Here is a 23169-nt window from a genome sequence, read left to right as displayed (position 1 = left end):
CCCGGGCTGCCGGGCCTTCCCGCCTGATTCGCCACCCCACGCCGCGCACGACGCGGCGCCATGGGGCGGATCGGCTCGTCTTTAGTTCGCAGTACAGAGTAGTCAACAACGTCAACCGTAGTGCTTGAAACAGGGGAAAACATCATGAAAACAGCATCGTTGCGGGCCATCCGCATCGCGGCCGGCGGCCTCGGGCTCGGCCTGGCGGCCGGCGCGGCGCAGGCGCAATCGAGCGTCACGCTGTACGGCATCGTGGACGGCGGCTTCACCTACACGAGCAACCAGGGCGGCCACGCCAACTACCAGGCCACGGCCGGCAGCGAGCAAGGCTCGCGCTGGGGCTTTCTCGGCAGCGAGGATCTGGGCGGCGGCAACCGCGCGATCTTCCGGCTGGAGAACGGTTTCAACCTGCAGACCGGCGTGGCCAGCGCGAACGGCCGCATGTTCGGGCGGCAGGCCTGGGTGGGGATCGCCACGGCGCGCTACGGCACGATCACGCTGGGCCGCCAGTACAACGCGTCGCAGGATTCGCTCGAACCGCTGCAGATGGCCACCGATATGGTGCAGTACGCCACCCACCCGTTCGACACCGACGACATCAACAACTCGTTCCGCACCGACAATTCGATCAAGTACGTCACGCCGACGATTTACGGGCTGCAGGTCAACACCATGTACGCGCTGTCGGGCAACGCGGCCTCGTTCGCGACCAACCGCTCGTACAGCGTGGGCGCGACCTGGACGGGCGGCCCGTGGCGGCTCGGCGCGGCCTACGTGGTGCTCGACCATCCGGCCACCGACACCACCGGCGCGATTCCGTCCGACAACTACTTCACGTTCCTGAAGGGCATCACGAACCAGCGCATCTGGGGCGTGGGCGGGCTGTACGAGATGGGGCGCGCGACGCTCGGGCTGATGTACACCAATACCCGCTTCGAACTGACGCCGGCCAGCCAGCACCAGACCTACCAGAACGCCGAGGCCAGCCTGCGCTATGCGATTACACCGGCGCTGCATGCGGCCGTGGGCGAGACGTATACGAACGTGTCGACCAACGGCGCGGTGGGTTCGTGGCACTACTGGCAGACCAACACGGCGCTCCAGTATTTCCTGTCGAAACGCACCGACATCTACATCGACCTGCTCTACCAGCACGCCAGCAACGCGGTGGCGCAGATCGAAGGCACCAGCGGCGCATCGAGCGGCGCGTCGCAGTTCCTGGCCGTGACGGGCATTCGGCACAAGTTCTGACGCGGGGCCGCTTGCGCCGAAAGACGCGCCCGGCGTAACGGTGGTGCGGCTGGCCCGCGAGATCGCGCGGCCCTGAAACGGAAACCGGCGCCGCCCCCATGCGGGCGCGGCGCCGGTTCCGAGCCGCCAAACCGCTTACTGATCGAGCGCCCGTTCGAGCGCCTTCTTCTCGGCCTGCCGTTCCGGCGACGCGTTGTAGCGCGCGGCGCGCGCCAGCAGCATCCGGCGTTCGTCATACACGCAACCGGCCGCGTAATGCGTCTTGTCCACCGTGAACGCGCGCAGGGCGCGGTCGTCGATGTCCTTGCGGACGATCGCATCCGTGCCCATCTTCAGCTCGACCTCCATCCCGTTGCCCGGTACGAGCGCGAGCACGTCGTTATACGGATGCGCCGACGGCACGATCAGCAGCACCGTGCTGCGGCTGCTCAGCACCACCGTGCTGCTCTTGACGCCGAGCGTCGTGAGCGGCGGCGTGACGGTCCACGTCGGCCCCGGCGCAAGATCCTGCGCCTTGGCTTCGCGCAGCTTCACGCGGTGCTGATCGACGCGGTCGTTGAATTCGGCCAGTTCGTCGTAGGAGGCGCGGCATTGCACGATCTTGTCGAGCAGCGCGCGGGAATCGAGCGAGGCAGAGGGGACGGCTGAGGCTGCATGGCTGGCCGGCATCGCCAGCAGCATCGACAGCGCAGTCGCGGCGCCCGCGAGGCGGAATCGGAACGCGCCGCTCATGATTTCACCACGCAGTCGGTCAGCGCGAGGTAGTGCGTGCCGGAGGTGGCTTGCAGCACGCAGATCGCCTTGAAGCGCTTGCCGACCGGCAGCGCCTTCATTTGCGCGTCGGTGGCGTCGTCGAATGCGCCGAGGCGCGCGACGGCTTCCGTGGGCTTGGCCGGATCGCCGGCCACGAAGATATTGCCGCCGTCGAGGCCTTCCGCGTGTTCGACGACCACGCCGTCGAAGCGCACGTGCTTGCCGTCGCCGAATTCCGGCAGGTCGTCGACCTCGTAGTCGGCCTGTGCGTAGCGCGCATACAGGTCCTGCAGGCGCGCATCGTGGATGTCCAGCCCGGCGGCCTGGGCGGCGCTGGCCGCCAGCATGCACGACGCGGCCAGCACGGCCCCCGCCGAGGCTCGCCCGATTCGATTTCGCAACATGGTTGTTCTCTCAGTGTGATGTCGTTATGCGCGCCACGCGGTTCGTCATGAACGAGCCGGGCGGCGCGACACGCAATGTATCAGAAAGAAAGCGAAATCGAACGGACAACGAACTGAATTGAAAGCGATGTGCTACCGGCCCGGCGCGGCGCTCAACCGGGCGTAATCGGCGGCCGACATGCCGCGCGCATGCTTGAGGAACGCCGCGAGTTGCCAGATGTCCTGATCGCTGAAGGTCTTGCCGAACGCCGGCATGGCGGTCATGCGCACGCCGTTGCGGATGGTCCAGAACATCAGCGGTGGCGTGTTGCGCCGCTTCGCGTCGAGCAACAACGGCGCGCCCGGCAGGATGCCGCGCGCGATCGGCCCGGGCGGTTCGCCCGGCGCGCCGTGGCAGGCCACGCAGGTGGCCGCGTAGCGCCGCGCGCCGGCCGCGATGTTGGCGTCGCTCATCAGGTCGGGCGGCGCGACAATGCCCCGCGCGTGCCGATGCAGCGAGTTCTCGTAGGTGGAGTGCAGCGCCCAGGCCACGATCGGATCGTGCGGCGGGATCGCGGAGACGTCGTACCAACCGGAATAGATCACCCCGAGCGCGCCGGTCGCGGCGGTGGCCGCAACGGCGGCCAGCGTCAGGCCGACAGCCTTGAACGGGAAGCGGGAACGCCGGGAAAGCGGTGAATGCGCCATGCCGTGCCGCCGGGTCAATGCGATTGCGGCGCTGCCGCACCCGCGCTCGCACCGATGACGTTGGCATCGGCCCGGCTCGCGACCGCCAGCGGCGTGGCGGCGCCAGGTGACGCCGCATCGGACGCCGCCAGCTTCGCCTCGGCGGCCTGGATGTCGGCCGGGAAATCGAGCGTCTCGCCGAGTGGATCGAAGCCCGCCTGCTCGACGCGCACGAGGTCTGCGCGCACCTGGGCGCGCGTCAATTGCGCATGGCTCGCTTGGGAATACAGGCCGGCGCAGGCGGCCAGCAGCACGACGGCGGCCTTGGCCGCCCGGATCGGGAATCGCATCGGAAGCTCCTTGTCCGCCCACGAAGGGCGAGCCGGCCGAGCGCGTCATGCGCTGTCGTGTCGATGGCCCACGCGGCCGATAAGGCATTCTCACCGTGTCATGACCCCGTCACGCTGACGTGTTCATTACCGTTTTGTCATTTTTCTGCCGACAAGGCGTGCTTGCGCCGCTTGCGCCTCGATTTACGCTGCGATCGCCGCCCCCACTTCGCGCCGCATGTCGGCGAACGCATAGCTCGCGCGGTCGCGCGGGTAATCGATCGGCACCTCCACGATCCGCTCGACGCGCCCCGGGTTGGCCGACAGCACGACGATCCGCTGGCTCAGGTACAGCGCCTCCTCGATATCGTGCGTGACCAGCACCATCGTCACGCGCTGCCGCTGCCAGATCTCCAGCAGCGCGTCCTGGAGCCGCGCGCGCGTCAGCGCATCGAGCGCGCTGAGTGGCTCGTCAAGCAGCAGCACGTCCGGCGCGGTCACCAGCGCGCGGGCGATCGCACCGCGCTGCGCCATGCCGCCCGACAGCTCGCCCGGCCAGGCATCGCGGCTGCCGTCCAGGCCCACCAGTTCGAGATGGGCGCGCACGCGCTCGCGCTTGGTGGCGTCGTCGAGATCCACGTTCTTCAGCGCCAGCGCCACGTTCTGCTCCAGCGTGAGCCACGGCAGCAACCGGTGATCCTGGAACACGATGCCGCGCGACAGGCTCGGCCCGCGCACTTCGGCCGCGCCGAGCCGCAAACTGCCGTCGTAATCGTCGTCGAGGCCGGCCAGCACGCGCAGCAGCGTCGATTTCCCGCAACCGCTCGGGCCGACCACGCTGACGAATTCGCCGGGCGCGACGTCGAGTTCGATGCCGTCGAGCACGGTGCGGGTGCGGCCCTGCGACGTGAAGCGCTTGGTCAGGCCGCGAATGTGCAGCGGATGATGGGCGGGCGCGCCCGCCTCGGGCGGCCGCGCGTCGCGGCCGAGGGTGGCAACCGGCATGGCTGGGTGCTCCGTTCGGGTTGATTTATTGCGCGCCGGGCGACGCGGACGCCTTCCAGCGCAGCGCATGACGCTGCACCGCGTACATGCCGCGATCGATCAGGAAGCCCACCACGCCGATCGTCACCATGCACACCAGCAACTGGTCGGTCATCAGCAGCGATTGCGCGCGGAAGATCAGGAAGCCGATGCCCTGCTGCCCCGCCAGCCCCTCGGCCACCACCACCATCGCCCATGCGAGGCCCGCGCTGTAGCGCAGGCTGACCATGATGGTCGGCAGCGCCGACGGAATCAGGATGTAGCGCAGCATTTGCAGGCGCGTCAGCGTCAGCACGCGGCCCAGTTCGATATGGCGCGCGTCGGCGTTGCGGATGCCCTGCAGCGTGTTGAGGAACACCGGGAAGAACACCGTCTTGGCGATCACCAGCGTCTTGGCCGGCGCGCCCACGCCGAGCCACAGCACGATCAGCGGAAACCACGCGATGCCGGGGATATGCCGGATCGTGTCGAGCGTCGGCCCGAAGAAGCGTTCGACGGGCCGGACCAGCCCGGCCGTGAAGCCGAGCGCGATCGCGGCCGCCGCGCCATACACGAACGATTGCAGCACCAGCGAGACGCTGACGCCGAAATCGTGCAGATACGAATCGCGCACCAGCATGTCCCAGAACGAGGTGGCGGTGCGCCACGGCGTGGGCAGGAACACGGCCGGAATCCAGTGGCGGGTGCTGGCGATGCTCCACAAGCCGACGATCAGCACCGGCAGGATCCACGGCCAGGCCAGCCAGCCCAGGCGCGCCAGCGTGAAGCGGTCGCGGCCGGGTTGGGTGCGGGGTTCGGATTGCCGGACGGCGGGCGTGCCGGCGTCGTCCGGCGCGTCGTGCTGATTGTGCTGATCGTGCTGATCGTGCTGATCGTGCTGATCGTGATGGTCACTGGTCGCCCGATGCGCATCGCGCCGCACCGGCCCGCCCAGCCCCGCGCGCGCCTGCTGCCGCGTCGCTGCATTTGCCATCGTGTTCTCCGTGTGGCGAGCCGGCTCGCTCACTGGTAGATCGAGTATTGGCCGCCCGCGAAGAAGCGGTCGTCGACCAGCGCATCGATCTGCGGGTCGCTCAGATGGCGTTCGGTCAGGATGTCGTCGCCGTGCTCCACGTACCAGGCCTGGAAGCGCTTGATGGTCGAGCGCACGTTCTTCGCATCCGGCTCGCCGGCCATGAAGAAGAACTCCGACGGGTCGGTGATCTGGAAGCGCGCGATATCCACCGGCACGCGCGTTTCGCGCGCGACGATCTGCGCGGCGTCGTCGGGATGCGCGAGCGCCCAGCTGCGGGCCTGCTGCATCGCGCTCAGGAACGCGCGGATCGCCTGCGGGTATTGATCGGCGAACGAGCGCATCGCGAAGTACGACACGCGGCCCGCGCCATCCACGTATTCGCCGTGATCGGGCGAGCGGCCCACCACCTTGACCTGATGCGCCAGATACAGCGCGGCGGCGTTCGAGGTGCCGAGGTGCATGGCCGTGGCGTCGATCGCCCCACTCAGCAGCGCCGCCGTGACCACCGTGGTCGAATCGATCGACTGGTAGCGGATGCGGCCGTGCGAGGTGCGGCTGTCGAGCGGCAGGCCAGCCTTGGTCAGGGCCTCGAATGGCGCCGTCCAGTAGCAGCTCACGCGGCTGCTGGCGAACTTCTTGCCGTCGAGATCCTTGATGCCGTTGATCTTGTCGTTGTCCGCGCGCGCGAGGATCGGCGTGCGGAACTTGTCCGACGGCTGCGATTCCCACACGATCACCGCGTCCAGCCCGTTGGCGCGGTGCACCACGGCCGGATAGATCATCCGCTGCGCCACGGCGATGCCGCCGCCATTCAATTGCGCCGCTTCCGCGCCGATCATCTGCGCGGTGCCGGGCGCCACCAGCGTGACCTGCTTGACGCCGATCTTCGCGTATTCGGCCTTCAGGAAGCCCTTGTCCTGCGCGATCGCGGTGATCGGGTCGAGTTGCAGCGTGATCGAGGTCAGCGCCGCTTTCGGCTCGGCGGGGCCGGATGCCGCGAACGCGGTCACGGCCGCCGCCGCGCCGAGCGTGGCCGTAGCGGCCAGCGCGAGCGGCGTGCGGCGCGACAGCACGCGTTTGAGGAAGGTCGTGGCGCGGAGAGCGGAGGATGGGCGGTGCATGGCGAGTCCCCGGGGAACGATGATAGGGAGGATTCCGAATGGTTCGGAAAAGCCGAATGCTAGAAGCGCCGCGAATCGGCTGTCAAAGCACCATTTCAGCTATTGACATCCGGGGGCAACGCTAAGCTTAGTGCCGCTCGTTGGTTGGGGTAGCGGGGCCTGGGTGACTAGAATCCGGCGGCTCCGTGCAGGGTGTTTCGCGTGCCGCTCAGGCGTGCCATGCGACGCCATCGCGTCGATCAGCGACGCTCGCGCGAGGCATTTTCACTTCATCTTGCAACCCGGGACCATGCAGCATCGACATGACGACGAACACGGCAACGCACATCGCACGCATCGCGCCGCGCGCTGGTTGCCGATGGCAGGCGTGGCACTCGCGCTGCTGGCCGGCACGCTGACGCTGCATGCCGATTCCGCGCCCTCGCCCGGCTTCGGCGGCGAGGCGTTCTCCGATGCGTATGGCCCCCTGCCGGCGCGGCCCGGCGATATCGCGGAAGCGTTGCGGCTCAGTTCGACGGCGCTGTGCCATTAATCAATACCGGAAACCTTGCCGGCGAATCGACAACGTGAATGACAAAATCGACGGTTTCGGCATCATTCATAATCCGTTTTCAATTTTGAATTACGTCGCGTCCTGCGATACCGGGACAGTCAATTAAAACGAAAAGACTCCCGGTTGATAATTCCATTTCACTTAATATACTAAACTCTCAACTCAAACCTTGAGAGGGGTTAAAAATGACCACACCGATTAACGCTCTGACGACGCAAGCCGGCAACAACCCGGGCCCGCACTACCAACGGCCGTGGGATTTCATTACCACCGATACGAATACCGGCGTGGGCGGCGAATATATCTACATCGGCTATCAAACCGGCGACAGCAATCCGGTCACGTCGCTGAATTTCGTGGCCTACGACCAGGCGCAGTCCAATCCGCCGTCGGGCTGGGAATGGAACCCGCAGGATCTGAAGGCCGGCGCGGGCGGGAAATTCATCTACATGACGTGGAAGACCAACGAGCCGAACAAAAAGCCGATTACCGCGATCACGCTGCTCGTGATCGATAGCGCGTCGCCGCCGGCGATCGAGGGTTATACGTCGATTCATCAGGATCTGAATCAGGGGGCGGGCGGCCCGTATATCTGGCCGTACTACAGCACGATCGTGCCGATGCAGGCGAAGGCCGAAGCGGTGATCCGCAAGGCTTGAGCGGCCGGCTTTCCCGGTGCGGCAAGCCGAAACCCGAGCTTGCCGCACTCGAAACGAGCCGATCGCCATGCTCCCCCCTTGCGAACGACAACCACGCCACCCCAAATAAAATTCGATTGCCCGGCGAACTTGTGTTGGCGCCCTTCAATGCCAAACGTTTTCGCGCGATCAATTCCCGCTGCGCACAATAAAATAATGGCAGCAATGGAAAATTCATCGGCGGCCATTCATTAAAATAAATAGGCGCCATGCGATTATCTTTCGCCATCACAAAATGACGTTGTCATGAAAATCGCTTGTGACGCGCCTTTTTGGCGGTGTAGGCTTGCGCCATCGCGCGGTATGCGAATGGAGTAACACGGCAGTCATGTTCGGGTGTTTCAATTCACGGGGCCATACGAATTGAAAATCCCCCGCTGCGCGAGGTAACACGGATGCCTTCATCCACGCAGCAAACCGGCCTTTATAAAAGCAATCCGACGTTGCCATTCAAGGGTTAACGCGGAAAATTCCCACAGAGGTAGGCAATGACCACGGCACACTCCGCTTCGGGCCTGATTCCCGATCACCCCTCCCAGATCGTCGGCCAGCCGCTCGACCAGCTCGACGCCGACAAGGCCGCGCTGACCGCGCTGCTGCAGGCCGCGGTGAACGTCGAACTGTTCACCATCCCGCTCTACATGTGCGCGATGAAGTCGATCCAGGGCACGCACGCGATCAACTCGAAGGGCATCGATTACTACCAGGGCCGCGTCTGGCCGGGCCGCTCGATCGGCCAGATTCCGGCCGGCCCCGACACCGATACCGCCGTCGCCAACCAGAAGGCCTACAACCTGGTGTTCTCGGTATTCATCGACGAGATGCTGCACCTGCAGATGGCCGCGAACCTCTCGGCCGCGCTCGGCGTCAAGCCGAACTTCAACAGCGCCGCGCTGCAGGACGCCGAATACAACTGGACCTGCTACGGCCCGGACAAGACGGTCATCCCGCACATCCTCGATCTGACCGACATCAACGAAGGCGTGCCGGGCCGCAAGCTGAACGTGGACCTGGCCGCGCTGACGGCCGACCAGGTCACGCTGTTCGAGATCATCGAGCAGAACCACGACACGGCGCTCGAGAAGATCAACCCCGACGCGCACGGCAAGTACTTCCCGACCGTGCCGTTCGCGAACTGGACGGCGCAGAAGACCGAAACCGACCTGCCGCTGTTCGGCACGATCGGCTGGATGTACTACTGCCTGCTCCAGTACACGACGATCCGCTACACCGACAACGTCACGCTGTTCGAGAAGATGCTGGTGCGCACCGAAGGCTCGGATCAGCCGATCGGCCAGCGCGACCTGTTCAACAACACCGCGTCGACCTCGCACCCGATGGCCGAATACCCGGGCGTCACGCCGATGCTGACCACCACCCAGCCGGCCCAGGCGCACCTGCAGGCGATCGGCATGATGTGGGCGATCTGCGACCAGGGCGAAGGCGGCATCGACTGGCCGACGGTCAACACGTTCGTGGCGATGGTGCAGGACACGGCGCGCCTGAACAACGCCTCCAACCTGCTGACGCTCAAGAGCGTGCTGCCACGCTTCCAGCCGAGCAAGGAAGCGCTCGAACAGGATTACCCGAGCTATACGGATACCGGCGCGCAAGCCCCGCAAAGCGACGACGCCACCGCCCGCGCCGACAACGGCGGCTTCGACCACCACGAGCGTTTCGAGCAGATCGCCGCCTACGTGCAGCACCTCGAGACCTGGACCCACTGGCACGCCAGCGGCCACGAGTGGACCGCCGCCTTGCTGACCACGCCGAGCTGGAGCGAGGCCGGCGCGAACCCGAGCATCCCGAAGCCGGCCGATGTGGCCGCCGCGCTGAACGATCTCAAGCTCGGCACGCCGCGCGCCGAACTCGACAACGTGGTGAAGGGTGCGCTGGCCGGCATCACCACCGTGCTGAGCGATTCGTGGGAGGACGCGGCGGTGGCGTTCCCGTTCCCGTCGATGGTGGGCTCGGGCGACCGCATGGCGCTGTACTGGGCCGTGTACGGCGAAGCGCCGACGCTGCGCGCGCCGAACGCGCCGCAACCGGCCGGCCACTCGGACACGATGCACGCCTGCCAGTCGCTGTCGCTCGACGCTACCGGCGGCGATTGCGCCGCGCATGCCGTGTATCACAGCTGCAAGGGCTCGAACCTGTGCGCGACGCAAGGCGGTTGCGGTTTCGTGCAGCCGGTCACGGGCGGCGGCAACTGCTCGCAATCGTCGAGCGCGCAATCCGCCGCGAAGATCGGTGGCGGTTGCGGCGCGCCGACGCTGTACAGCGCGCCGGCCGACAACCTCTGCAAGAGCTTCGGCGGTTGCGCGGTGCCGATCTCGGCCTCGCAGCTCTACCCCACCAGCGGCACGATGAAGCTGTACGACTGCGACGCCGAAGGCAAGATGGTGCCGCTGACGACGCCGGACGGCACGTCGTTCGAAACGCTCTCGTTCGAGAAGGGCGATTCGGTGTACGACATCGCCTGGGGCGCGCTGGAGAAGGTCTGGGCGCATCGCCAGAAGCCGGCCCCGGCCAAGCCGGCGGCCACCACGCTGCGCATCGCGCTGCCGCCGTCGACCTGATCGGAGCACCACGCATGACCATGACCGTCGAGGCTGACGGCGCCGGCCCGGGGGCATGGCCTCCGGGTATCGGCGTGGCCCCGGCCTTCGCGCCGGGGCCGGGATCGAAACGCGCCCCGCGCCTGGGCCTGCCCGATCTGGGCTTCGGGGTCGGCCTGCGGCCGCAGCACCTGCCGGCGATCCTCGCCGATGGCGCGCGCGTGGGCTGGTTCGAAATCATTTCGGAGAACTATTTCGAGGATGCCGGCCATCAGCGCGCGATGCTCGACCGGATCGCCGCCGAGGTGCCGATCGTCATGCATGGGGTGTCGCTGTCGATCGGTTCGGATACGCCGCTCGACCTCGGCTACCTGACCCGACTGCGCCGCCTGATGGACGAGGTGCGCGCGGTGTGGGTATCCGATCACCTGTGCTGGACCGGCCTCGGTTCGCACAACTCGCACGACCTGCTGCCGATGCCGCTGACCGAAGCGTCGCTCGATCACGTGAGCGCGCGCGTGGATGCCGTGCAGCAATGGCTGGGCCGCCCGCTCGTGCTGGAGAACCCGTCGAGCTACGTGCAGTTCCGCGCGTCCACGATGCCCGAATGCGATTTCCTCGCGCGGCTGGCGCGGCGCACCGGCTGCGGGCTGCTGCTCGACGTCAACAACGTGTATGTCAGCGCGGTCAATCATCGCTTCGACCCGGTGGCCTACCTGTACGCGCTGCCGCACGACCAGATCGTGCAGATCCATCTGGCCGGCCATATCCGGCACGGCGACACGCTGATCGATACGCACGATCAGCCGGTGCCCGCGCCGGTGTGGGAGTTGTACGCGCTGGCGCAGCGGCTGACGGGCGGCGTCTCCACGCTGCTCGAATGGGACGCCAACCTGCCCGACTACGACACGCTGCTGGCCGAACTCGACAAGGCGCGCCGCGTGGCGGCCGGCGAGCGCCTGAGCGAGGCCGACCTGCCCGCCGGGCAGGCCGCGCTGCCCGATGCGGCGCTCTCCACGCCGTTGCATTTCCCCGCGCCGGAGCTGATCGATGGATGACGCGATGTCGATGGCGGCGATCCAGCGCTGGATGCAGATGGCCACCACCCACCCGGGCGGCCTCGACGCCGGGCTGGCGCAGGCCGCGCAGCACGAGGGCGCGGACATCGTGGCCGTGATCGCAGTGCCGGGCGGCGTCGATCCGCTCGCGCGGCTCGCCGTGTACGCGGACGGTTACTGGCTGCGCCTGATCGGCTGTCTCGAAGCGGAATATCCGGCGCTGTTGCGCCTGCTCGGCCCGACGCTGTTCCGCTTCTTCGCGCGGGCGTATCTGCATCGGCATCCGTCGCGTTCGCCCACCCTGCATGCGCTCGGCGCGGCGTTTCCGGCGTTCCTGCTCGGCTCGCAGCGGCGCGCGGGCGGAGGCGTGGCGCGGCCCGTGTCGCAGTCGTTTCCGCTCGACCTGGCGCGGCTCGAACGCGCGATCGCCGAATCGGGCCGCGCGGCCGGAATCGACAACCCAGTGCGCGGCGCGGGCGCGGCGACGATGGACGTGCTGCCGTTGCTGACCGGCGCGTCGTGCACGGTCGCCCTGCCCGCCACGACGCGGCTGCTGACGCTGCGCCACGCGGCCGACGGCATCCGCCCCTGGCTGCGCGGCCAGCGCCCGGACGAGCCGCCCGCGCGGCAGGCGAACCATGTCGCGATTCGCCGCCACCGGTTCCGCGTGTCGATGGAGCCGCTGGCGGACTGGCAGTTCTTCGCGCTGCGGCGCGTGGCGCGGCGGCCCGGCACGCTGGCCGAGTGCGCGCGCGCCGCGGCGCGCCGTACCGGCCTGAGCGAGAGCGAGCTGCATGCGCGGCTCGCGCTGTGGCTGCCCACGGCGCAGGCGGCCAGCCTCGTCATGCTGACCTGAGCGCTTGAAGGCGGCTTGAAGGCGGCTCGAGGGTGGCTTGAGGGCGGCGAGCCGGGCGGAATTGCCGGTTCGCTTGGGTCTCGCCGCATCGTCGGCAAATACGACGCGATGGTGTCGCATCTCGCCAATTTCATGTCGCCGCGCTTCGCACACGGCCATGCCGGTTCGCATTTCCGGCAAACGCCATCGCACGCCACTCGCAAACTGGCGCCAGTTGAACACTGGATTGCACTCAACGATGGCGACTATTTCGCGGACATCGAACCTCAACGCGAACCACGATCCCCATGCGGACACCGCGCCGCATGCCGACCCCGCGCCCGCCGCGCCGGGCACACCCACCGCACGGGCAGGCGGCCCGCTGGCGGATCTGTCGGCCACCGGTGCCGACCGGAACGGCGCGTCACGCAGGATCACGGCCCGCCCGGTGCTGTCCACGTCGGCAAGCGACGCCGGGGAGCCTGCTTCGACCCGCCACGCCGCGTCTCCACCACCCAGCCCGCACCTGCGCACGATGGTTGCGGCCCGCTCGCACGGGCTCGCGACGGCACCGGCTGCGCCCGCGCCGTCGCGCCGCCCGCACTTCGACGAGATGAAATACGACGGCTCGCGCGCCGCCGCGCGCTGGCCGATGGTGGCGCAGTGCCTGCAGTGGGCGCGGCAGGCCGGCTTCAGCCTCCATCCGACGCGGGAGACGTCCTGCACCATCCGCAACGCCGCGCCGTACTACGACGCGCGCAGCGGCACCGTCAAATACGAGCGCGAGCCGCAGCGCGGCGTGGGCACGATCCTGCTCAACACGCAGATGATGGAGAACACGACGCTGGCCGCGCTGACCATCATCCACGAGGTCACGCACGCCCAGCGCGGCCCGCGCGAACACGCGGCCGACCCGGCCTCGTACCGCCACGAGCGCCTGACCGACGAGGGCGAAGCGGTGTTCCAGACGCTGCGTTTCACCGAGCAGGCGATGACGAGCGGCATCGATCGCGCCGCGTTCGTGCGCGACGCGGCGGTAGCCATGCCGCTGGCCTGCATCCAGGAATGGCACGCGGCTTACCAGCAGCACGGCGGCATGCCGAGCGAGGCGCTGTTCCGCAAGCTCGGCGAGATCTACGACCGCCATGTGCCGCAATCGGCCGGTTGGGATCGCGCGTTCGAGCGCATGGCGGCGCGCCTGAAGCTGCCGCTCGACAGCGCGCGCTTTACCGAGATCGGTTGACGCGCGCGGCCGTTTCCCCGCCTTCCAGCTTCCGCATCCCCACGGCGCCACCGACTATAATCGGTGGCCCGATCTGCCCGTGTTTCCCGCCGCGCCTTGCCTGACGGATCGCCACCGCATCGTTGCCCCACGAGGAACCTCACATGCGCATCGACAGGAAACACAGCGCCGCGGCCTGGCGTCATGCGCTCTGGCTGCTCGCCGGGATCGGCACCGGCGCACTCGCCCAGCAGCCCGCCCCGCCCCAAGCTTCCCAAGCGCCACAAGCTTCCCAAGCCGCCCCGCAGCCGGGCGCGACGCACGCCGAACAGGTGTTCGCCACCGTCTCGCCGAAGATCTGGACAGTCAAGGCGGCCCAACCCGAAAACAACCAGTTCATGATCGGCAGCGCGGTATTGATCGCGCCGGGCCGTTTCATCACGGCCTGCCATGTGGTCGAGAAGGCCATCGACATCAAGCTGACCAACGGCCCCGACACCGTCAACGTGGACGAAGTGCTGCGCGACCCCGACAACCGCCGCGACATGTGCCTGCTGCGCGTGGCCGGCGGCATCGATCGCCAGCCGGTGCCGATCGCGCCGATCAGCACGCTGCGCGTCGGGCAGCGCGTGTATGTGATTTCGAGCCCGCGCGGGCTGGAGCTGTCGCTGACCGACGGGCTGATCTCCTCGCTGCGCCAGGAGCCGGAGAGCCAGGTGCCGATCATCCAGTCGTCCACGCCGGTGGCCAGCGGGTCGAGCGGCGGCGGCCTGTTCGACGAACAGGGCCGGTTGATCGGCGTGGTGCGCTCGGTGGCCACCGCCACCGAGAATTTCGCGTTTTCGTATCCGGCCGAATGGGTCGCGCAACTGCCCGACCGCTACGGGAAGGAAGTGGCCGCCTGGCAGACCACGATGAAGGGCGTGGGCATCCAGTTCTCGCCCGACGGGCACGCGCTCGGCAGCGGCTTCGCGGCGATCTCGGACCTGAACGCCCTGCCCGTGCCGGCCGCCCAGAAGGCGCCCGTGGTGCTGGCCTACCGACAATTCCTGCTGCTCGCGCCGCCGCGCGCGTTCGTGTTCACGAGCGACGGCAAGTTCGGTTCGATTTCCACCTCGGCCGAACTGGCGCAGTTCCAGCAGCAATGGCAGCAGGCGCATGTGACGTACCGCTTCTACGCGGTGGACAACGCCGTGGTGTGGAACCCGGCACAGGCCACGCAGCCTCAGCCTCAGCCACAACCGAAGCCGCCCGCACAATAACGCGTGATGCGCGGGCGGGCTGCGCTCAGGCGGCCGGCATCCGCGCGCGCAGCGCGTCCAGCAGCCGCTGACCGTCCGGCCCGGCGAACCAGCGCGCATGGCCGATCAGGTAGCCGTCGTAGGCCGCCTCGGTGCCCACCGGCGACGACAAGATCCCGTTGAAATACTCCACTTCCGACAGCGCGAACTCGGCATGCGCGATCGGCAGCAGCGCGATCAGCGCGCGGTAGGCGTCGCGCGCGAGCGGCTGCACCGATTCGTAGCCGTCGAGCAGCGCGTCGAGTTGCGCGAACTCGATGCGGCGCGATTCCGCCGATGCCAGCCAATCGACGAGGTTGCGCTCGATCGCCGTGGCGAGATCGAGCACGGCGCAGGTGCGGTCGCTCAGGCCGAAATCGAGCACGCTGACCACCTCGGCGGCGGCGTCGTCGCCGGTCCAGAGCAGGTTCGAGGCGTGCCAGTCGCCGTGGGTCCAGCACGGCGCGAGCGTGTCGAGCAGCGGCACGAGTTCGCGATGGAACGGTGCGATCTCGCGCATTACGTCGGCGTGCCAGTCGCGGCCGTCGAGCGCGCGCGCCAGGCCCGGCTGCGCGTGGACCCAAGCGTCGAGCGCCGCGCCCAGGTCGGGCGAGGACAACACGCGAAAGCTCGTCAACAGGGGCCGCAACTCGCGCGCAGGCGCGTCGTAAACGGCTGCCGCGCGATGCAGCGTGGCCAGCATGCGCCCGGCCGCCGCCGCGTGGGTCGTGTGGAAGAACGGCTTCCACGACATCACGCCGCGATAGGTATCCACGCCCGGCGACACGCGATGCACCTCGTAGGTCCAGTCGCCGCGCGCCACAGCGGTTCGGCCCGCCACGTCGGTCAGCACCTCGGCCACCGGCACGCCCAGCGCGCGCAGGTGCGCCATGAAGCGGTGCTCTTCTTCCAAGCCGGCCACGTCGCGGATCGCCGCGTGGTGACGCTTGACGAACAGTTCCGCGCCGTCGCCTGCACTGGCCAGCACGGCGGCCGAGAACGGCCGGGGGCTGTGCCAGGACAGCCGCGCGAGTTCGGCCGCCTGCGGGAAATCGGCCAGCAGCCCGGCCACTTCGGCGCGCGTGATCAGTGGCCAGTCGCGTTCGGCCGTTTCGCCATCGACAGTGAACTGGAGCGGCGCGGGTGCGGCGTCCTCGGCGGGGTCGTGGGGGGAATCGGGGGTCATGCGTGGCCTCGTTGCGCCGGCAGGCGAAGTTGGCCGATGGTATTGACCAAGCCTCGGGGGCAATCAGCGCTCATGCGTGGCCTCGCTGCGTCGGCAGGCCAAGTTGGCCGATGGAATTGACCGAGTCCCAGGGCAAATCGGTGCTCATGCGTGGCCTCGTCGAGCCGGCGAACCCAAGCGGCCGATCCGACGCGCCTCATCGGCTCGTCTCCAGCCGCACGGCTTCGGCTTCGGCATCCGCGCGCGCCAGCGCCCTCGCCCAATCGCGCCAGCCGATCGCGGCCAGCACCACGAACAGCGCATACAGCCCGGCCGTCAGATACAGCGCCTTGTAGACGAACATGCCCACGTAGATCACGTCCACCACCAGCCACAGCTGCCACGACGCGATATAGCGGCGCGCCGTCCAGTATTGGGCGACGAGGCTGAACGCCGTCAGCGTGGCGTCGACATACGGCAGCGAGGCGTCGGTCCAGTGCGCCATCGCGCTGCCCAGCAGCACACTGAGCACCACGGCCGCGAACAGCCCCGGCGCGAGGCGGCGCAAGCCGACGTCGCGCTCGGGCAGCACCGGCTGGTCGCCATCGCCGGGCTGGCCGGCCGATGCGCGCCGCTGCACCAGCCAGCGATACCAGCCAAACAATTGCAGCGCGGCGAATGCGCCTTGCAGCAGCATGTCCGAATACAGCTTGGCGTCGAGGAAGATCCACGCGTACAGCGCGACCGACGCCAGCCCGATCGGCCAGCACAGCATGTTGCGCCGCGCCGTCAGCCAGATCGCCAGCGCGCTGACGATCACACCGGCAATTTCGAGAGGTGACATGGGGCGGTCTCCGGGGCGCGCGACGCTCAGAAGTCGTACGTGACCGACATCCGCGCCGTGCGCGGCGCGCCGAGGAACAGGTAGGCGTCGCCCTGCTGCTCGCCGGCGTCGCGCCAGTAATAGCGGTTGAACAGGTTGTCGACCCACAACCGCGCCGTGATGCGATGGCCGCCGAGCTTGGTGCTGTAGCGCGCGCCCGCGTTCACCACGATCCAGCCCGGCACGCGCGCCGTGCCTTCCTCGTTGGCCGTGCGGCCGGCGCTGTATTCGAGGCCGCCGAGCAGATGGAAGCCCGGCAGGCCCGGCACTGCGTAGTCGGCGTTCAGCGTGGCGCGCAGCGGCGGCGTGTTGATCACCTGATGGCCTTCGTAGGCGGGCGAACCCGAATCGTAGGCCCGCGCGCGGATCGCCGTCAGCGACGCGTTCAGCGCGAGCCGCTCGGTCACCTGGCCCGACGCGCCCAGCTCGATGCCGTCGTGGCGCTCGCGGCCCTGCTGCACGAACGTGTAACCGGCGTCCGACGAGTCAGGCTGCGCGAACTGGAACGGCCGGCTGATCGTGAACGCGGCGGCCGTCAGCGTCAGGCGGTTGGCCCAGTCGTATTTCGCGCCCACTTCATAGGCGTTCGATTCGATCGGCGGCAGGAACGCGTAGGCGTTGCTGGCGCGCACCGGCGCCTGATCGCCGAGCGACAGATCCTTGCTGTACGAGCCGTAGAACGTCAGCGGCGCGACCGGCTTGTAGACCAGCGCCAGTTGCGGCAGGAACTTGGTGCGATCGGTGCGGGTGGTGTCGCCGTCCTGGCTGGTCCAGGCGCGCTGGCGCAGCAGCACCTGACGGCCGCCCAGCAGCACCTGCCAGTGATCGCCCAGGCTGATCTTGTCCGACGCGAACAGCGACACCTGCCACGCGTCGAGCTGCGGATACGACACGCTCGCCTCGTTCGGCGACGGCGCGAACGCCTGATCGGGGCCGTAGATATTGTCGGTGCCCACGTAGTCGTAGACGGCATCCGACAGCCGCACCACGCGATGCAATGCGCCCACGCCGAACAGCACGTCGTGACGCAGCGGGCCGGTCGTGAACTTGCCCGACACGGCCGCGCGCACTTCGTCGTTGCGGCGGTATTCGCCGGGGCTGCGGTAGTCGTATACGTCGAAATCGCCGTTCGACGCGAAGAAGAACGGCGAGGTGCCGCCCGCGCCGCAGCTCGGCGAATAGCCGCAGCCGTAGGCGAACGCCACGTTGTCGTCGATCATCGTGCGGCTGCGCCCGCCCGTGACGTAGGCGCGCCAGTCGTCGTTGAACGCGTAGTCGAAGCGGGCGTTGAGGTTCAGCGCGTCGGTCGTGACCGGCTTGGCCCACGGCTGCACGCCGAGCAGCTTCGAGGTGGAGGCCGCCGGCGGCACCACCGTGCCGCCCAGCAGTTGATAGCCCGACACCGAGCGCTGGATCCACTGCTGGAATTCCGCGTTGACCTGCAGGCTCGCGCGCGGCGTGATGTTCCAGTCCGCCGCGATCGAGCCGAACGTGCGGCGGCCGTTCGCGTCGTCCACGTACGAATGGATGTTTTCCTTCGCCGCGTTGATCCGGAACCCGAACTGATTGTCCGGGCCGAAGCGGCGGCCCAGGTCCACCGAGGCCGAGGTCGAGCCGCGGCTGTCCACGCCCGCCGTCACGCTCGACACGTTCTCCGGCCGCTTGCTGACGAAGTTGACCACCCCGCCCGGCGACAGCACGCCGCTGTCGATCGCCGCCAACCCTTTCAGGATCTCCACGCGCGCCTTGTTTTCCAGCGGCACGTTCTGTTCGCCCGACAGCGCGAGGCCATCCAGCCGCAGCGCGCTCGCCGGATCGAGCGGGAAGCCGCGGATCGTGAAGTTGCCGTAATAGCCCACCGGCGTGTAGTCCGCGTTAACCGAGGCGTCGTTGCGCAGCACGTCGGCTACCGTCTTCGCTTGCTGGTCGGCGATCTGCGCGGCCGTCACCACCGTGACCGAGGCCGGCGTGTTGAGGATCGACGCGTCGTCGCGGCCCGTGACCGACGCCGTGCGTGCGCGCCACGATGTATCCGCCCGGCCCGACACGGCGACCGCCGGCAGCACGCGGGTGGCGGTAGCGTCGTCCTTGCCGGTACGCGTTTCGGAGGCCGGCACCGGCGCGGCGGCCGGCGCATCGGCCGGGGCGGCGACGGCGTGGGCCGCCATCACTGTCAAACCGAGGCCGAGTTGCCGCTGCAACGTGCGCGGTCGCGGGAGTTTCCGCAGCGCAGCCGCGGGCATTCGTCGAGTCATCTGGAAATCAGGGGAGTAACAGGGAAACCGCTCAAACCGGGGCAAACCCGCGGCCCGCGCCGGGCGGGGCGCGTAAAAGGCGTGATCATAGCGCAGCGGCGGCCCGCCGCAGGCCGGCCGATGCGGCCAGGCAACGGTGTGCGACGCGCCGGTTGCGCAATCGGCTGCATCCTGCGTGCCGGTTCGTCCGTATGTACAGATATCGGTAACGACGGACGCGCCACCATGACGATCAGACAGGCAGGCTGGAGCGGCACGATATACGGCGGCGCACCGCCGATGCTATATTTCGTGACACTTCAGCCACGACGCAGCGCGGCATCGAATCCGCGCGTCAAGATCACGCCCGACATGACCGAGAGTCCCGATGCCGACGAGGCGCGGCGCGCCCAGCTCAACCAGGCTTTGCAACGTGTCGCCCAGGGCGACCAGCCGGCGTTCGAGGCGCTCTACCGTCTCAGTTCGTCGCGCGTTTTTGCCGTGATCGTGCGGATGGTGCATGACCGCAGCGAGGCCGAGGATCTGCTGCAGGAGGTGTACACCAGTGCCTGGCGACGTGCCGACAGCTTCGATGCGGAGCGCGGCAGCGCCATGACCTGGCTGCTCACACTGGCCCGCAACCGCTGCATCGACCGCCTGCGCCAGCATCGCGAAAGCCCGCTCGACGACGAGCAGGCCGACGCCATCGAAGACGACTCCCCCACTCCCGCCGAACTGGCCGAATCGAGCGAGGCACGCCGCCGGCTCGAGCAGTGCCTGCAGGCGCTCGAAACGCAGCAGCGTGGTGCGATCCGCGAAGCGTTCTTTACGGGTGCGACTTATGCCGAACTGGCTGAACGCCTGCGCGTGCCGCTCGGCACCATGAAAAGCTGGATTCGCCGCAGTCTCCTGCAACTGAAGCTGTGCCTCGAGCGATGAATACCCCTGCCTTCTCCGACGACGACCTGCGCTGCGCTGAATATGCGCTCGGTGTGCTTGATTCCGATTCGCGCCGGCAGCTCGAGCGTGATGTTCGACGCGATGCGGTGTTGCGGGCGACGCTTGATGCCTGGTTGGTGCGGCTGGCGCCGCTGGCTGATGAGCTTGCTGCGGTGGAGCCGCCTGAGCGGGTTTGGACGCGGATTCGGCGTGATTTGGGATTTTTGCCGGGTGCGCCGATTTCTGTGGCCCAACCTGCGCGGGGTGGTGGGTGGTGGAATTCGCTCGATTTGTGGCGCTGGGTGGGGGTTGGGGCGAGTTTGGCGGTGGTGGTTTTGTTGGCGGTGAATTTGGGGGTGTTGCGGGAGGGGCCGTCTGGCGGGACCTCGGCTCCTTCGGCGTCTTCTGGTTCTTCTTCGCAGCCGAGCGGGTATCTGGTCGCTACCCTCGCCCGTACCGACGGCGTTGCGCACTGGACGGCGACGGTCGATTTGCAGCGCGGGAATATGGTCGTGGTGCCGGCAGTGCATCCGCAAGTGGCAAGTGGGCGATCGACGGAGCTTTGGCTGATTCCTAATGGGGAGAAGCCGATTGCGTTGGGCGTGTTCCCGGCGGATGCGCCGGCTTCGATGGCGTTGCCGGCGAAGATTGTGGCGCAGTTGGTGGCGAGTGCGACGTTGGCGGTTTCGGTTGAGCCGGAGGGTGGGTCGGTTACGGGGCAGCCTACAGGGCCGGTGATTGCTAGTGGGGCTTTGCGGGTTTCTTGAGGGGATTGTGGGCGGGACTACCAGCAGCAACTAATTTAACTTTGATATGCACTCGTTAAATTGAGTATTTTTTCTATTTCGACGAGTATAGATCAGCCAAATTAGCCGCCCGCTATTCAAAGTTAATGCATCTCCGGGGTGTGCCCTGCGCCGCCAGACGAGTCTTTCCATTAATCCAGCGCCTCGAATGAAAAGCGGCAGCCCATTAATTTGTCACGATTTATTAATAATTTCCATATGTAAAAAAATTGATTTAAGCGCAACACCCGAATTAATAAAACTTCCATTTATAACAATTTTTAAAATCCAATCAACCCTCCCTTCGCCAGAAAAATTACTTATTCAGGTAATTTAAGTCAGTCTACATATTGTCATGCCGAATTATGGAAAAATCAGAAGGCGAGGTTAATGGATTTAGGCATCGAATCACCAAGAATCTTAAAATTCGGCTTCCTGCGAAATGCATGCCTCCGTTCTGTCGTGCCGGTTGGCACTGTCACGAACTGAAGTGTGACCATCATCAAGGTCGAGCAGCTTTCCTAAGTTCCGCCGCCTTTAGTCTATCAGAGAATCCAGGCTCAACGTCATCAATAAACGCGAGAAGCCCGTCAAGGGCATCTGATTCTTCGGTTGTTAGCAAGCCTAAGATTCTCCGATGGAACATGGACCTTACTAACCTTTTTCTGTCACGCCCCACTGATAGTCCGCCGTCCGGCGTCAAAACTATCCCAGTCACAACACGTCGGCCTGCACGAGATGCATGTACTGTTTTAGAACGATTTATCTTAACCTGAGGATATGTCAACCTAGCTAGTGTCGCGGTTACGAAATCTACGTAGTCAGATAAAAGCCCTGCGTGGGTGGACGACAGAGCAATATCGTCTGCATATCTAGTGTAGATCACGCCATCAGACTGCGCCCTCTGTGAAATTGCACAATCAAAATCGTACATTACACTATTGGAAAGCAATGGCGAACTTGGGGCGCCAATGCATAATTGCAAAATAGAATTGCGTTCGGGTAGCCATGTACACGCCCTGACGATAATGCGACGATCCTCAAGTGAGATTTGATCGCCACAGTGCCGATCGAGATGATCGTATAAATCCTTGGCGGTTATTGATGTGAAAAAATTTGAGAAATCCATTTTTAGTAAAAAACGGCTACCCAAATGCCGTTCTGCATTTTTTTTGATGGATTTGCCTGGCTCGTAAGCCATTACGGCATTGTGCAATGGAAGTTGTGGGCGGAGCTGATTGATTATCCATCGCTGTATCGCCTTGACCTCACGAGCAGGCTGAGCCACTACCCGACGCGATCCATCACGTTTTGGAATAGTAAAAACTTTATATCGCAACGGGGCTGTCTTAATGATGCTCGCAAGCTGCCCTGGAAGCATTCCCAAGTCACCGGCCATTCGTCTTAAAATATTCGCATACGCCATAATTAACGGCCTCGGACTTCTTGGATTGCACGAAATCGCTTCTTATCGGATGCGCCGTACCTAGCCAAAGTATCACTTCGGAAACGCGCCGCATCAAACGCCGCCCCATCAATATGCAATCTTAAATATTGATGGTCATTAATTCCGACATAGAATCGCTGATCTCCCTTTGGCTCCATTGCAATTAATTTCACTCGCTCGAGCAAATAAAGAACCTGTTTAATTTCATGCTCTGTTTTAGGTAGGCCAACGTCTCCGAGCAAGCCCCTCAGCTCTCGAATTGTCAGCGCAGAATACAGATCAATGAAATCACAAACCAATAAAGCAAAATGAAGCCACTGATTGGGGTCAAAGGGTTTTTCAGTCCCTTTCTTAGCAAGCCTCACGCGGATTGCGTCCGCAACTTCTGATTGCAAATCAGCTGCAAGCTTGCCATCAACTTGTTGTCTGTTATTTAGCCACCGATGGACTTCTGCAGGATTTCCATGAGTTTTCTCCAAAAAATCGACAGGCCCCAGTTTGATGAATGAATTTGATCTATAGTATTGAGTATCAACAAATACAAGGAGCTTTTCTCGAAATGCGCCAATGGCGGCAAAAAGCCCCAATTCCGCAATGGCGCCAGGACTTTCCAAAACCAATACAATGATAGAAGAAAGTTCGGCTATATGCTGCTCAAATAAAACCAGATCATTATAGACGGAATCGTGTGCCCAATCTTTGTAATGCTCCGCAACTCTGATTCGCCCTTCGTCGGAATCGCTTTTTACCAATTCACGATAAATGGCATCTCGCAAAGACGTAGGAAAAACGGATGTGATATCCGCAGGGCCGCCGCACAAAAAAATGAAGCCCTCGTAGGGCTTCACACGTGATTTCTCAAGATCAATTTTTGGCGAAAGCGACGTGCTAAGATCGCTCATTTAATTATTGCCTTACCTAAAGTGCGC

22 protein-coding genes are annotated in these 23169 nt (G+C 65.6%); 10 read left to right on the top strand and 12 right to left on the bottom strand.

Annotated elements, in window-relative coordinates:
* Positions 1–144 precede the first annotated feature (144 nt).
* Positions 145–1251, top strand: coding sequence for a porin (locus AB4851_RS13445; protein WP_414447613.1), 1107 nt, complete (start codon positions 145–147; stop codon positions 1249–1251).
* A gap of 135 nt (positions 1252–1386) precedes the next feature.
* On the opposite strand, the gene AB4851_RS13440 is transcribed toward AB4851_RS13445, so the two are convergent.
* The 7 genes from AB4851_RS13440 to AB4851_RS13410 form a co-directional block, all read right to left on the bottom strand.
* Entirely contained in the window at positions 1387–1983 is a 597-nt protein-coding gene (locus AB4851_RS13440) for a hypothetical protein (RefSeq protein ID WP_414447612.1), read from the bottom strand.
* The gene (locus AB4851_RS13435) at positions 1980–2408 is read right to left on the bottom strand and encodes a hypothetical protein (protein WP_414439173.1); all 429 of its coding nucleotides are present in this window, start codon (positions 2406–2408) and stop codon (positions 1980–1982) included. Before AB4851_RS13435 ends, AB4851_RS13440 begins: the two co-directional genes overlap by 4 nt.
* A gap of 132 nt (positions 2409–2540) precedes the next feature.
* Positions 2541–3095 carry a c-type cytochrome gene (locus tag AB4851_RS13430; protein WP_414447611.1) on the bottom strand — a complete coding sequence of 185 codons (555 nt, stop codon included), beginning with the start codon at positions 3093–3095 and terminating at the stop codon, positions 2541–2543.
* 14 nt (positions 3096–3109) lie between these two features.
* Entirely contained in the window at positions 3110–3424 is a 315-nt protein-coding gene (locus tag AB4851_RS13425; protein WP_414447610.1) for a DUF4148 domain-containing protein, read from the bottom strand.
* Positions 3425–3607: 183 nt separating this feature from the next.
* Entirely contained in the window at positions 3608–4408 is an 801-nt protein-coding gene (locus AB4851_RS13420) for an ABC transporter ATP-binding protein (RefSeq protein ID WP_414447609.1), read from the bottom strand.
* 25 nt (positions 4409–4433) lie between these two features.
* Positions 4434–5420: an ABC transporter permease gene (locus AB4851_RS13415; RefSeq protein WP_414447608.1), complete on the bottom strand. Its 987-nt coding sequence runs from the start codon at positions 5418–5420 to the stop codon at positions 4434–4436.
* 29 nt (positions 5421–5449) lie between these two features.
* A complete protein-coding gene (locus AB4851_RS13410) occupies positions 5450–6583 on the bottom strand; it encodes an ABC transporter substrate-binding protein (protein WP_414447607.1) in 1134 nt (377 codons plus the stop codon).
* Between the two features lie 289 nt (positions 6584–6872).
* Between AB4851_RS13410 and AB4851_RS13405 the strand changes: the two genes are divergently transcribed.
* The 7 genes from AB4851_RS13405 (at position 6873) to AB4851_RS13375 (ending at position 14769) form a co-directional block, all read left to right on the top strand.
* Positions 6873–7115, top strand: a complete 243-nt coding sequence (locus AB4851_RS13405) for a hypothetical protein (protein ID WP_414447606.1) — start codon at positions 6873–6875, stop codon at positions 7113–7115.
* A gap of 206 nt (positions 7116–7321) precedes the next feature.
* Positions 7322–7795, top strand: coding sequence for a hypothetical protein (locus tag AB4851_RS13400; protein ID WP_414447605.1), 474 nt, complete (start codon positions 7322–7324; stop codon positions 7793–7795).
* Positions 7796–8322: 527 nt separating this feature from the next.
* Positions 8323–10413 (top strand): ferritin-like domain-containing protein, encoded by a 2091-nt coding sequence (locus AB4851_RS13395; protein WP_414447604.1) that lies wholly within the window; start codon positions 8323–8325, stop codon positions 10411–10413.
* A 14-nt stretch (positions 10414–10427) separates the two neighbouring features.
* The gene (locus AB4851_RS13390; RefSeq protein WP_414447603.1) at positions 10428–11450 is read left to right on the top strand and encodes a DUF692 domain-containing protein; all 1023 of its coding nucleotides are present in this window, start codon (positions 10428–10430) and stop codon (positions 11448–11450) included.
* Positions 11443–12306 (top strand): putative DNA-binding domain-containing protein, encoded by an 864-nt coding sequence (locus AB4851_RS13385; RefSeq protein WP_414447602.1) that lies wholly within the window; start codon positions 11443–11445, stop codon positions 12304–12306. The genes AB4851_RS13390 and AB4851_RS13385 overlap by 8 nt, the downstream gene beginning before the upstream one ends.
* A 238-nt stretch (positions 12307–12544) precedes the next feature.
* Positions 12545–13528 (top strand): hypothetical protein, encoded by a 984-nt coding sequence (locus AB4851_RS13380; protein ID WP_414447601.1) that lies wholly within the window; start codon positions 12545–12547, stop codon positions 13526–13528.
* A 143-nt stretch (positions 13529–13671) separates the two neighbouring features.
* Positions 13672–14769, top strand: a complete 1098-nt coding sequence (locus AB4851_RS13375; protein ID WP_414447600.1) for a S1 family peptidase — start codon at positions 13672–13674, stop codon at positions 14767–14769.
* 25 nt (positions 14770–14794) lie between these two features.
* Here AB4851_RS13375 and AB4851_RS13370 read toward each other — a convergent pair whose 3' ends face one another.
* From AB4851_RS13370 to AB4851_RS13360, 3 genes are all read right to left on the bottom strand, one after another.
* On the bottom strand, positions 14795–15973 hold the full coding sequence (locus tag AB4851_RS13370; RefSeq protein ID WP_414447599.1) for a phosphotransferase enzyme family protein: 1179 nt from the start codon (positions 15971–15973) through the stop codon (positions 14795–14797).
* A gap of 196 nt (positions 15974–16169) precedes the next feature.
* Positions 16170–16796 (bottom strand): nicotinamide riboside transporter PnuC, encoded by a 627-nt coding sequence (gene pnuC, locus AB4851_RS13365; RefSeq protein ID WP_414447598.1) that lies wholly within the window; start codon positions 16794–16796, stop codon positions 16170–16172.
* 26 nt (positions 16797–16822) lie between these two features.
* Positions 16823–19078 (bottom strand): TonB-dependent siderophore receptor, encoded by a 2256-nt coding sequence (locus AB4851_RS13360; protein ID WP_414449186.1) that lies wholly within the window; start codon positions 19076–19078, stop codon positions 16823–16825.
* Positions 19079–19441: 363 nt separating this feature from the next.
* Here AB4851_RS13360 and AB4851_RS13355 point away from each other — a divergent pair, with 363 nt between their 5' ends.
* Positions 19442–20008: a sigma-70 family RNA polymerase sigma factor gene (locus AB4851_RS13355; protein ID WP_414449185.1), complete on the top strand. Its 567-nt coding sequence runs from the start codon at positions 19442–19444 to the stop codon at positions 20006–20008.
* Entirely contained in the window at positions 20005–20775 is a 771-nt protein-coding gene (locus tag AB4851_RS13350; protein WP_414447597.1) for an anti-sigma factor domain-containing protein, read from the top strand. Before AB4851_RS13355 ends, AB4851_RS13350 begins: the two co-directional genes overlap by 4 nt.
* A gap of 520 nt (positions 20776–21295) precedes the next feature.
* Here AB4851_RS13350 and AB4851_RS13345 read toward each other — a convergent pair.
* The gene (locus AB4851_RS13345; RefSeq protein ID WP_414447596.1) at positions 21296–22192 is read right to left on the bottom strand and encodes a retron St85 family RNA-directed DNA polymerase; all 897 of its coding nucleotides are present in this window, start codon (positions 22190–22192) and stop codon (positions 21296–21298) included.
* 29 nt (positions 22193–22221) lie between these two features.
* Positions 22222–23142 (bottom strand): retron St85 family effector protein, encoded by a 921-nt coding sequence (locus tag AB4851_RS13340; protein ID WP_414447595.1) that lies wholly within the window; start codon positions 23140–23142, stop codon positions 22222–22224.
* Between the last annotated feature and the right edge of the window lie 27 nt (positions 23143–23169).

It is taken from the genome of Burkholderia sp. 22PA0099, from assembly GCF_047497165.1.
In the GTDB taxonomy this organism is placed as follows: domain Bacteria; phylum Pseudomonadota; class Gammaproteobacteria; order Burkholderiales; family Burkholderiaceae; genus Burkholderia.
The sequence above is the reverse complement of the archived record's forward strand: the minus strand, read 5'-3'. Positions and strand labels throughout refer to the sequence as shown.